Below are 11774 nucleotides of genomic sequence, written 5' to 3' on the forward strand. Positions count from 1 at the left end.
AGTACGAATACATCCGCTACCAACGGATGGAGGACTCGTTTTGCCCATTTCCCATGTAACAAAACTCAGTAAAGTTATGAAAAAATTGTATCCTAACTATGCTTATTGGCAGATCCTTATGAGATTCAGTTGTACGCAACTCATCATTGCAGCACTCCTGACGACAGTGGCCGTGGCAGGTGTTACCGAAGCGCAGGAAGTCCTGAATAACCGCGTCACGATCCAGATGCAGAACCAGGACATCCGTAAAGTGTTGTCAACGATTGAAGACCAGGTTAAAGTAAAATTCCTGTATAGTTCCAGTTTGATCAGGTCGGAGCGCAAGGTGAGCGTCAATGTGCAGCAGGAGCAGCTCGGCACTGCGTTGAAAACGATCCTGACCCCTCTGAACCTTGATTTTGAAGTTTCGGGAAAGCAGATTATCCTGAAAAGGGTGAAAATGCCGGTCGAGAAGCTCAACCCGCAGAGCTATAAGTCGCCCGTGGTTGATCGCACGATCTCCGGAACGGTTTCCGATGCCAGCGGTTCTCATTTGCCCGGTGTTTCGGTCGTTGTAAAAGGAACCTCGCGCGGCACGGGTACGGATGCGGAGGGTGCTTATAAAATCGACGCACCGGACGGTAACGTAACGCTGACATTCAGCTTTGTGGGTTTTTCTTCCAAAGACGTGGAAGTATCTGCCGGACAGAATACCGTGGATGTGACCCTGACGCAGGACGAGAAGCTTCTGAATGAAGTAGTCGTGGTCGGATACGGTACCGCGAACAGAAAAGACCTGACCGGCGCGGTATCCATTGTGAAGGTGGCAGAACTGACCGAGCAGCCTAACGCCAACCTTAGTAATCAGCTGCAAGGCCGTGCGTCGGGGGTAACCGTCCTGACATCGGGACAGCCTGGACAAGCACCGCAGATCCGTATCCGGGGGATCAACTCGTTTGGCAACAATACGCCATTGTTTGTTGTTGACGGTGTTCCTACCCAGGATATCAACAACCTGAACCCGAACGATGTAGCTACTATGCAGGTGCTGAAAGATGCCGGTTCTGCTTCTATCTACGGTTCGCGGGCGTCCAATGGGGTCGTGATCATCACCACCAAGCGGGGTAACGGCAAGGTAAAGGTAAGCTACGATATGTTCTACGGAACGCAGACTGTGCCAAAGGGCAATGTGTATGACATTCTTTCTCCTCAGGGCATGGCGGATTTGCGGTTCCTCGCACTGAAAAACTCGGGCTCGGCCATCAAGGATCCACAGTATGGCAGCGGTCCCACAGCCGTGCTTCCTGACTATATTGAGCCGACGGGTGCTAAGGAAAGCGATATAGATTTTTCAAAATACTATGTCAATCCCAACTACACAGACCAGGCGGATATGGACTCCTTTCACCGGATCGTAAAGGCCAACAAACAGGGCACCGACTGGTTTCACGAGGTGTTCAAGAATGCGCCGATTCAAAGCCATAACCTATCGGTCAGTGGCGGCGGTGCACAGGGCAATTACCTGTTCTCGTTCAACCACTTTAACCAGCAGGGAAACCTGACGAACACCTACCTGAAACGTTATACGTTGCGTGCGAACAGCCAATACAACGTGAGCAAACACATCCGCGTAGGTGAAAACATTGCATTGACACTCGTTAACAACCCGAGGACAGGTATCCTGGAAGAGGGAGGTGCCATCGGGATGGCATACCGGATGCAGCCCATTATCCCTGTTTATGATATCCGGGGTAATTATGCAGGGTCTTACGGTAGCGGCTTGGGTAATGCCAAGAACCCTGTCGCGATCCGCGACCGCGCGCGCCATAATAAGGGTCTGACCAACTCGGTATTTGGAAATATGTTCGCAGAGGTAGATTTCCTGAAAGATTTCAACTTCCGTACCAGCTTCGGAGGAGGACTTTTCAGTTATGGCGAAAACACCTTTTCCTACCCGGAATGGGAGAATTCGGAAAATGTGCCGACCAACTCTTATTCTGAACGGGTAAACTCGGGCTATAACTGGACCTGGACCAATACAGTGACGTACGAGCATTCATTCAACAATACGCACAATGTAAAGGTGCTTTTAGGGACAGAGGCATATGACAGCATGTATCGCGAAGTCGGCGGTTCGACACAAGGCTATTTCTCTTTCGACCCCTACTATACCAGTCTGACCAGCGGCTCGGGAACACCAACCAACTTCTCTAACCGGGCATCGGACGCTTTGTTCTCCTACATCGGACGGATCGACTACAATTACAAGGATAAATATCTGTTGAGCGCCACCATGCGCCGTGATGGTTCATCGCGCTTTACTGCACAATACGGCTGGTTCCCGGCTGTGAGTGCAGGCTGGCGCCTTAAAGAGGAAGAATTTATGCGGACAGCTACCTGGCTGACCGACCTGAAACTCCGTGGAGGTTGGGGGATCATGGGTAACCAGTTCAACGTAGAACCTGCCAATGCATTCACCACCTACGGACAGAACAGGAGTCATTCTTTCTACGATATCAAAGGTACAGGAAGCAGCACCGCAATTGGTTTCCAACGCCTTCGCGTGGGTAACCCGAATGCGAAATGGGAAGGGAATATCAACTCTAATATCGGTGTCGACGCGTCATTGTTCAACGGAGCCGTCGAATTCACAATCGACTATTACCAGAAAAATATCGACGACCTGCTCTTCTCTCCTGAACTGGCGGGTACTGTCGGACAGGGCACCGCGCCGGCTGTAAACATCGGTAAGATGAAGAACAAAGGTATCGATATGTCGATCTACGGCGAGAAAACCATCAGCAAGGACCTGAAACTGAATGCGACAGTTACCCTGACCACTTACAATAACAAGATTGTAAAGATCACCGATGGAGTGACCTATTTTGATCAGGAAGGACGTCGTTTCAATGGCAGCACAATCGTTCGGAATGCAGTCGACCACTCGATTGGCCAGTTCTTCGGATACAATATCGTTGGGTTCTGGAATTCGCAGGCGGAGATCGATCAGGCCAATGCGCAGGCCGCCGAACGAAGCGGTAACCCTGCCGCAATTTATCAGAATGAAGTAAGTGTAGGGCGGTTCCGTTATCAGGATGTAAATGGCGACGGCATTATCACGGCCGATGACCGTACTTTCCTCGGAAACCCGAGTCCAAAATTCAGTTATGGTTTGAACATCGGAGCGACTTACAAGAATTTCGATTTCGGAATCTTCATGTATGGCGTGCAAGGCAATCAGATCTGGAACAACCTGAAATGGTGGCATGATTTCAGCGCTAACTTCCAGGGTGCAAAAAGCAACACGGCATTGTACGATTCCTGGACACCTGAGCGCATGAACGCGACTGCGCCGATCCAGGAAAACACCGGGTCATTCAGTACTACCAACGTACCCAACTCTTACTATGTGGAGAACGGGTCCTACCTGCGTGCGAAGAATGCGCAGATCGGATACACATTACCCAAGAACCTCACGCAGGCATTGAAGATCGATCGCTTGCGTGTATATGTTCAGGCTGCCAACCTGTTTACGATCACTAAATATTCCGGTCCTGATCCGGAGGTTGGACAAAGCCAGGTGGCAGGTTCCACGGCATTCGGATTGGATGAAGGTGTATATCCAAACACCCGCCAGTTTCTGGTTGGCTTAAATCTGACATTCTAAATCACTGTATAAAACAGATAAAGATGAAGACACTGAGATTCTCAAAAATAGCGATTGTGGCGGCGTTCGGATTGATTTCTTACGCCTGCCAGGACAGTTTTCTCGATAAACCCGCACTGGGTTCCCTGAGCGACTCGCAGCTGAATACAAAAGCGGGCGTTCAGAACTTACTGATAGGGGCTTACGCAGCGCTGGATGGCAACGGAGTAGGCGCGGCCAGCGCGTGGGATGCGGCAGCAGATAACTGGATTTATGGCAGTATTGCGGGCGGAGATGCTAAAAAAGGGAGTGACGGCGCCGATCAGCCGGGGATCAATTCCATCATGATTTATAGTGCCGGGCCCAGCAACGGTTTTTTCAACAGTAAATGGCGGGCTGTGTACGAGGGCATCAACCGTGCAAACACGGTGCTGAAATTCATCCCGCTGGTGACAACAGGAATGACCGATGCTGAAAAAACGGACTATGCCGCCCAGGCGCGTTTTCTCCGGGGACACTACTACTCGGAACTCAAAAAAATGTTCAACATGGTGCCATGGGTAGACGAAAATACGCCGGATCCCGCAGCGGTTCCGAATGACAAGGACATCTGGACGAATATTGAAGCTGATTTTAAGTTCGCAATGGATAATCTCCCTGCGACGCAGTCGGATGTAGGCCGTGTTAATAAATGGGCTGCGGCCGCCTATCTGGCTAAGACGTTTTTGTACGAGAAAAAATACAATGAGGCGAAAACGACCTTTGATCAGGTGATAGCGCAGGGGGTAACTTCGAATGGCCTGAAATACGACCTGATGCCCAAGTATCAGGACAATTTCGATGCCGCTAAGAAGAACCTGGCGGAGTCTGTTTTTGCGATCCAAATGGCCGCCAATGATGGTACCAATACCATCGATAATGCCAATACCGGTGGGATGCTGAACTTCCCGTACAACTCGCCGTTCCGCTGCTGCGGCTTTTATCAGCCAAGTATCGATCTGGCCAATTCGTTCCAGACCGATGCGAGCGGCTTGCCAAAAGCGGACAATTACAATGCGACCACTTTGAAAAACGACATGGGGATTGAATCCAAAGACCCGTTTACGCCAGATGGTACCGTTGCCCTGGATCCGCGTATCGACTGGACGGTGGGGCGCCGCGGTATCCCTTTCCTCGACTGGGGCAATCATCCCGGCCAGACCTGGATCCGTTTACAGAGTTATGCCGGGCCCTATTCCCCCAAAAAGAACATATATTGGCAGGCTACCAAGGATACGTATTCCGATCAGCATTCCTGGGCGCCCGGTACTGCTATCAATGTGCAGGTCATCCGTTTTGCGGACGTGCTGTTGATGGCGGCCGAAGTGGAGGCGCAACTGAACAACCTCGCAAAAGCACAGGAATATGTGAACCGCGTGCGTGCACGTGCTGCAAAACCTGATAGCTGGGTTTATACTTACGCCGATCCTGCCAAGCCTATGGGCGGATTTACCAAAACACCTGCCGCTAACTATAAGATCGCGCAATATCCGGCCGGTGCATTTGCGGCAAAGGGGAAGGACGGTGCATTGGCAGCCATTTATTTCGAGCGCAAGCTGGAACTCGCGATGGAAGGCCACCGCTTCTTCGACCTGTCGCGCTGGGGCATTGCTGAGCAGACACTCAATGCTTATATCGCATTCGAAGGTAAAATCACACCGGATGTGCGCGGTGGTAAATTCCTGAAAAATGTAAATGAGTACTATCCGATTCCCCAAAGGCAGATCGACCTCAGTACAAAAAATGGGGCGTCGTCGCTGAAACAAAATCCCGGTTATCAATAAACAAGCTAATTACCAAGGAGGGTAACCTTCGTCAAAAGAGGCGGTTTATAACTGCCTCTTTTTGTTTATAATAGGAGGCTTATTCAAAAACTATGAAATTGTCGAAATGGCTTTCGGGCTTGTCGTTGGGGATTTTTGTTGTCGCTGTATGCACGCAGGCTTGCGACAGGTCGGCACAATCGGGCGAAAAGGAGCTCACCGGCGAACTGGCCGAGGGGCGGGATGCGGCGCAAAAGCATTGCAGTACCTGCCATTTGGCCGTGGACCCGGCATTACTTGATAAGGATACCTGGAAAAACCGTGTATTGCCGGTCATGGCGCAGTATTTTAGGATCGAAGTCTGGCAGAAGAACCAGTATTTTGCCGGTGACCATGCAGCCATGCCCATCACCGACTGGATGAAGATCGTAGCCTATTACGATTCCCTCGCGCCTTCACATTTGTCCGCTACACGCCCGCCCGCGCGGGAGGATTGGGGAGGTTTTAGCCTCAAAATGCCTGCTAACGACACTTCGCGCCTCGCCACCACTACCATGGTCGCAATCGACAGCACGGGCAAAGCCATTTACACGAGCAGCTCCGAAATGCCTGCCTTACTTCGCTGGGACAGGGATTTTGGGAAAAAAATGAAAGCGCCATTATCTTCTCCGGCAATGCATATGCTATTTTCCGGTGGTCCGGCGGCCGGCGATCCGGCGCCCCGGCAGTCCGTCGTGACGGTCGTGGGTGAAATGCGGGCATATGATGTTTCGAAGGGCGAGCTTTTCCGCTTGGGGCCGTCAGGCGAATATGACCCGCTGCCGCTTGTGACCGGCTTACGGAGGCCGTTGCATACTTCGTCGGCGGATTTTAATAAGGATGGAAAAACGGATTATGTAGTTTCTGCATTCGGACATAATCAAGGCGGGTTGTATGTGTTCAGGCAAATGCGGGGTGGGAATTTTGAAAAAATACCTGTGCGCGAACTTCCCGGCGCTACCATGTCGTTCACAGGGGATTTCAATAGCGACGGCTGGACGGACATTATTGCGTTATTTGCCCATGCGCAGGAGGGTATCTGGCTTTTTACCAATGACCGGAAGGGTGGTTTCTCGGAAAAACCATTGCTGCGATTCCCGCCTGTTTACGGCTCATCCAGCTTCCAGGTGGCAGATTTTAATGACGATGGTCAGCCCGATATCCTCTACACCGCAGGCGATAACAGCGATTATTCCCGCATCCTGAAACCCTATCACGGTATTTACATTTTCCTGAACAAGGGAAATTTTGAATTTGAACAAAGCTGGTTTTACCCTGCCAATGGTGCTACCAAAGCAATGGCAGCCGATTTCGACGGTGATGGCGACCTGGATATTGCATCCATTGCATTCTTCGCCGATCTGCTCCATCATTCCGGCGAAAAGTTCCTGTATTTCCGTAATGAACCGTCAGCGAAAGCATTAAAATTCCAGGCTTTCTCGCCTCCCATTGCCCGGTATGGCCGCTGGATTTGCATGGATGTCAATGACTGGGATGGTGATGGCGATCCCGACATTGTTTTGGGAAATTATTCCAGAGGATTTTTAAATCAGGAGGAGGTGAAGGCAGACTGGAATGTGTATCTGCCATTTGTGGTATTGGCAAATACAAATTGAAGGGAAATCTTTAGTCCGGTATCTGTCTACCGCCTCCGTATGGCGGATAGAGGTTTGAGCGCGGAGTATAGCCGCATCATTCGCGTGAATGTCGGACAAACGGAAGAAATGTCTGAAAAAGAATCCATCAGCTATTTGTATCCAAATCCTGCGAAGGATGTTCTGTTTATTAAGCCAAAACCGGGAGTGAATGTGAGAGATTTTCAGCTGCTTGATTTTCGGGGTAGCAGCATTTTAAAAGGAAGATGTGACGAGAAGAATGGAATTGCGGTGAGTGCCTATCGAAACATAGCTGGTGTCCTGAAAGTGTTTTACACGAACGGGAGGGTTTCTGTCCATCGATTGGAAACAGGCCGGGAACATAACACAAAAAAGCACAGACCAGCCGGCCTGTGCTTTTTGTCTTACCGAGTACTATTTATCTAACTATAATTATCTTCTGCACGTTTTGGCTGCCGTCGGCCATAGTGAGTTTCACCGAATACATGCCCGGAGCGAGCTTGCTGATATCCAACCCTTCCGAAGTGACAGCCTTGCGGTCGATCACTTTGGTGCCCGCCGCATTGTACAGGATGACAGATTTCACTTTTGCAAAATCATTGAACTTCAACCGGTCGCTGGCCGGGTTAGGGTAGGCGGCAAGCAAGCCTTTACCGTCGAATACCACGCTCAGAATGCGGCTGTATGCGAAGGCGGCCTCTTTGCCGTCCACAGCACGGTCTACCATTTTGAGGCGATAGTAGTTGAGGCCGGCGGCAGGTGCCTGGTCTGCGAAGCTGTATTTGCGCAGCACGGTGCTTTCGCCGTGTGATGCTCTGGTCCCGATCATTTTCCAGTTTTTCGCGTCGAAGCTGCGTTCGATTTCGAATCGGTCGCTGTTGGTTTCTTCGGTGGTCGCCCAGTTCAGCAGTGCGGTGGTGTTGGCTTCTTTGGCGACGGTGAAGGATACCAGCGTAACCGGCATCACGCATTCTTCCTGGGTCCGCACGGTCAGGGAAGCGGGCGCTGAAGTGAGGGTACACAGGTCGCTGTCGCTATCGACGATCACGCGGTAGAGGTTGCCGCTCCATGCAGTAGTGATTGCAGTGAGCGTCAACGTGTTGGTGTTTGCGCCCGAATAGGTTCCGTTTGCATCGGTTGCGCCGCCGGGGGCCAGATTTGTCCAATTGCCGCCGCCGTCGGTACTTACCTGCCATTGGTAAACCAGTGTTCCCGTTCCGCTGGCAGCTACCGAGAATGTAGCGGCAGTGCCCACGCAGGCTACCTGGCTTTCGGGATTAGGCTTGGTGAGCTCGATGTCGCAAAGCGTTGCAGTAACACAGTTGGCGCCATCGTTGCTGCCGGATGGGGTCGACGTCGACATAAAGCTGGCCGAATTGTTGACCGGGTCTATTTTGTAAAAACGGCCCGAGTCGTTGTGGAATGCGTAAAGCTTGCCGGTCGCATCCGCGAAAACGGCCCCGAAACCACTACCGGCGGGCAGACCAGATACGGGCGAAGCGCCAACGGTGACCGCGCCTGTCAGCGGGTTAAGCGTCGTAATGCGGGGTTCACCGGTAAAGCCGTAAACCAGTTGGGTCGATGGCAGGTAGGCGAAGTCAGCCGCATTGAAAGGTGCGCTGACAGGAACGCCGTAGGTAGGGCCGGTTTGAAGTGCGAAGCCGTTGGTAGGATCTACCAGTTGCAGGTATGTTGCCGGACGGTCCGGATTTACATCAATGACGTAATAGTTAGGCTGACTTGACTGATAAATCATCATATAACCGTTAGGAATTTCCACACCGACGTTGAAACTGCCGGAGTTTGGCAGGTTTGCGATAGGATACTCCACGGTGCCGCCTTCCCGATCAATTTGCACGATGCTGTTAGTGCCGTTCCTGGTTGCCCATAACATATTGTCAATTGAATTGTAGATCAGCGAGTTAACTGTCATAGGCAATGGCGCGATCTCGGTGCGGGCTCCCGTGTTGACGTTATATGCATAAAGTGTAGAAACAGGCTCTCCGGCCGCTGCGGCTACCTGGTAGGTAATTCCGTCGGCGCAATCGAATGGCAGGTTTTCGAGGATGGAATTCGGGCAGCTGGCGCCGTCGTTGCTGTTCGAAGTAATGCTGGTCGAAAGGAGCGTGGATGTGCCGGCTGTCGGGTTAATGCGGTGGAATGTGCCGGGATCGTTCGCGAATGCATACAGCTTTCCGCTCGGGTCCGCGAACACGGCCCCGAAACTCGTGGCGGTAGGCAGGCCTGCGATCACCGAGCCGACCGACACCGCGCCGGTAACGTGGTTGAGTGTAACCAGCCTTGCCGAAGTGCTTTCTACACCATACACCAACCCTGTAACAGGTTCATAAACAAGGTCTGCAACGTTCATCCCGGCGCTTAGAGTTTTGCCGTAAGTAGGTCCGGTCTGTAACGCATAACCATTAGCAGGATCCACCAGACGCAGATACGTGGCGCGGGCAGGATTGATGTCGATCACGAAATAGGTTGGCTGGCTGGTGTTATATACCAGCATATAGCCTCCCGGAAGCCCTGTGCCCACATTGAAGTTGCCATTGAGGTTGGCAATGGGATACTCGATCAGCGCGCCATCCGCAGCAATGCGGACGATGGAGTTCGTTCCATTTTTGGTAGCCCAGAGTGTGTTATCTATTTCGCTGTAAATCAAGGAATTTACCAGGGTAGTGAGCGGTGCAATCAGTGTTCTTGTACCGGCTACCACATTATAGGCATACAGTGAAGAAACTGTTTCCCCTCCCGCTGCTGCAACCTGATAGGCCACGCCGTCTTCGCAGGTAAATGGTGTCAGACAGCCCGTAATGGTAATGGGCTGGCTGACGGGGCCGGTGCATCCATCATTTTCATAACGTGCGTAATAGGTACCTGCCGGCGCTTGCGTGGGATCGGCCACGAGGGTCGCGGGCGATGGAGTGGACGAAGTGTAAAAACGCAATGTGCTTCCTGCGGGCGGATTTCCCGCAACCAGGCGGTTCAGGTTGTAAGTCGTGGCAGGGCAGATCGGAGCGTCGGTGCCGGCGACGAGCGTCGGTGCGCCCGGTACGACAAACACGTTCATGGTCGCCGAAGACGACGGCGTCGTACACAGGTTGCTCGTGATCTGGCAACGGTAGCGGTAATTGTTCCATGCTGTTGTCGAGGGTGTTACCGTAAGCGTTGCCGTGCCGCCGCCTGAATACGTTCCGTTAGCGCCCGAGAAAGGCGTAGTTTGCATATTCGTCCAGTTAGTGCCGCCGTTGATGCTCTGCTGCCATTGATAGGTAAACGGGCCATTGCCGTCGGGAGCTACTGTAAAGGTGGTTGGAGTGCCGGGGCAAAGGGTTACGTCGGCCGGTACCACGGGAATATCGGTGTCGCATTCCACGAATGCATTAGGGCAGCTTGCGGCATCGTTTCCACCCGAGGGAGGGCTCGTCGAAAGTAGGGTCGCGGTGTTTGCAACCGGATCGATCCGGTAAAACCCGCCGGTGGCGTTGTTGAAGCCGTACAATTTGCCAGCTTTATCACTGAACATACCACCGTAAGCCGCGTTTGGTAAGCCGGTTACCGGAGTAGGATTGGTGGTGACGGCACCTGTAACCGGGTTGATCGTCGTGATGTTGCTGGTAGGAGTGATACCATAGCCCAGCCCGGTCGAGGCGAGGTAAGCCATGTCCGACGAGTTGAAACCGGCAGATACGGGCGTTCCGTATTCCGGACCCGCTTTCAATGCATACCCGTTGGCAGGGTCTACCAGTTCGAGGTAGGTGGCGCGCGCCGGGTCGACATCCACGACGTAGAAACTCGCAGCGTTGCTACCATAGATCAGCATGTAGCCATTGGGCAGTTCCACACCGACATTATAGCTCCCGGTCGGCAGGTTTGGAATATTGAGTACCACCGTCCCAGCGCCGGCACCGATGCGTACGATGTCGTTGGAGCTGTTGACGGTTCCCCAGAGGATATTATCGGACGCGGTGCTGTATATCAGTGAATTGATGGCCAATGTGGTAGTGCCGCCGATTTGCGTACGTACACCCGAGCTGACATTGTAGCTCAAAAGGGCGGAGGTCGTTTCACCTGCGAGTATCGCAACCTGGTAGGCGATACCGTCCAGGCAGCCGAATGCCGTTTGCTGGCTCATGCGGAAGTTTTGGTTCTGCATGTTGGCAGCCTGGTTGGTGAGTGCGATTTCACCGAGCAGCGGTGCGTTGGCCTGGTTGGCGGTGTTGCTGGCGCCTACTACATCTTCGGCCACGAAATAGGTGCCTGGCACGCGGTTTCCATTCGCATTGGTGGCCGTGTTGGTGAGCACGAGCTTGTGGCCCGTCAGGTTGTTGGGCAGGCCGGTGAATGCGTAGCCGCCCGCAGGGCCTACCTGTGTGGAGGCGATGATCGCCCCGGATGCATTGACGACATTCACGTACATCGTACCACCGAAATTGGTGCCGGTTTCTCCGGCATCGACTATACCATCATTGTCGGCGTCGACCCAGGCGGTCCCGGCAATGTTGACTGCTTCGGCAGTCCCGTAGCACAGCACTCCCATGAGCAGGAAGAGTGCTCTGATCAATAGATTTTTGTTCATAAATAAGCATTTATAAGTGGAAAAAAGACATTCAGAAAGAGAATCCCAATTCAAGGGGTGTCAGCCGGATGGTTTTGGCAGGAATTGATACCAGCTATTCCATCCTC

The 11774-nt window shown here is 52.5% G+C and carries 5 protein-coding genes; 4 read left to right on the plus strand and 1 reads right to left on the minus strand.

Annotation, left to right across the window (positions count from 1 at the left end; genetic code table 11):
• Positions 1–76 precede the first annotated feature (76 nt).
• The 4 genes from BP71_RS01910 (at position 77) to BP71_RS01925 (ending at position 7508) form a co-directional block, all read left to right on the plus strand.
• Positions 77–3646: a TonB-dependent receptor gene (locus BP71_RS01910; protein ID WP_496376022.1), complete on the plus strand. Its 3570-nt coding sequence runs from the start codon at positions 77–79 to the stop codon at positions 3644–3646.
• 23 nt (positions 3647–3669) lie between these two features.
• Positions 3670–5448: a RagB/SusD family nutrient uptake outer membrane protein gene (locus tag BP71_RS01915; protein WP_496376024.1), complete on the plus strand. Its 1779-nt coding sequence runs from the start codon at positions 3670–3672 to the stop codon at positions 5446–5448.
• Between the two features lie 92 nt (positions 5449–5540).
• A complete protein-coding gene (locus BP71_RS01920; protein ID WP_496376026.1) occupies positions 5541–7082 on the plus strand; it encodes an FG-GAP repeat domain-containing protein in 1542 nt (513 codons plus the stop codon).
• A gap of 39 nt (positions 7083–7121) precedes the next feature.
• A complete protein-coding gene (locus BP71_RS01925) occupies positions 7122–7508 on the plus strand; it encodes a T9SS type A sorting domain-containing protein (RefSeq protein WP_496376028.1) in 387 nt (128 codons plus the stop codon).
• On the opposite strand, the gene BP71_RS01930 is transcribed toward BP71_RS01925, so the two are convergent.
• A complete protein-coding gene (locus tag BP71_RS01930) occupies positions 7501–11667 on the minus strand; it encodes a DUF6923 family protein (protein ID WP_496376030.1) in 4167 nt (1388 codons plus the stop codon). The two genes, BP71_RS01925 and BP71_RS01930, sit on opposite strands and share 8 nt — an antisense overlap.
• Positions 11668–11774: the final 107 nt, after the last annotated feature.

It is taken from the genome of Dyadobacter ginsengisoli DSM 21015 (genome assembly GCF_059568735.1).